Here is a 947-nt window from a genome sequence, read left to right as displayed (position 1 = left end):
TGTCCTTGGGCAGGGGCGAATGAATTTCGCAGCTGTTCCATATCCTGCGCATCAAGCTGAGGAACCTGGTAATAGCCGTGTTTGTTTTGGTATAGAAAAATTTCAAATGCCATTTCAACATACTCTTGAATTTGCGCAGACAGTACGCGTCTTACGGCCGGATTTGTCATTTCCAGAGAAGCCATCGTCAGCATAGAAGCTTGTGCTTTAATCGCGCAAAGCATTTGTCGGCTGATGATGCTGTCATCAATATCATTCATGGATTGAACAGGTTTTTTAGGCTGTGACGGCTGCATGCCGTAAACAGTCTGGTTGTCTTCCTTCATCATATAAGTTGCTGTTTTTTGTGAAGGTTCGCTTCCTGTTTTGAAGCATTCTGCAGTTATATTGTATTGAGATGTGATGAATTGATGTTGACGATCAAGGATGTTTAGTAATTCTTGATCCTTACAGAATTGCCTCAGCATCATAAACTGATCAAGCACAGTAAGTGTTCCGGAAAGCACCTCATGCATATCAAACATTTCATGTCCGCCGTGGTTTTTATGCGGTTTGCCAGGAATACCTTTGTTCATTTGGGATTGCTGCTGCTGATTGAACTGATCCAAACCGAATTCCTCCTTTTTTTTCAGATCAGCTGTATTTTGTGTCAGTCTGCCGTGTATTTTGCAGAAGCCTGAAAGGAATTATATGCTGTCTGTCGAAATGATAAGCAGACAAAATCGTTGTCATTATGTGTATAAGGGAGGAAATATGATGAGGCGTATTCTGCATATTGTGTTGATCACGGCATTAATGTTCTTAAATGTAATGTACACGTTCGAAGCTGTAAAGGCAGCTGAACCGCAACAGCCTATATCGATTGAGAAGGCAATACAGCAAAAAGAAGGACAGGCGCTTGTCGAAGGATATGCAGTCGGCCAGGCTGTTTCCCCGCAGCATTATAA

At 42.2% G+C, this 947-nt stretch carries 2 protein-coding genes; one reads left to right on the top strand and one right to left on the bottom strand.

The genetic code is table 11. The features are described 5' to 3' along the window. Positions 1–608 (bottom strand): spore coat protein (locus ACWHAR_RS24145; protein ID WP_452088068.1); only part of this gene is annotated, 608 nt, incomplete at its 3' end. A gap of 82 nt (positions 609–690) precedes the next feature. Here ACWHAR_RS24145 and ACWHAR_RS24140 point away from each other — a divergent pair. Next, on the top strand, positions 691–947 hold a 257-nt coding region (locus ACWHAR_RS24140; protein ID WP_452088067.1), incomplete at its 3' end, for a hypothetical protein.

Source organism: Bacillus sp. LR--39 (assembly GCF_053613335.1).
The sequence above is the reverse complement of the archived record's forward strand: the minus strand, read 5'-3'. Positions and strand labels throughout refer to the sequence as shown.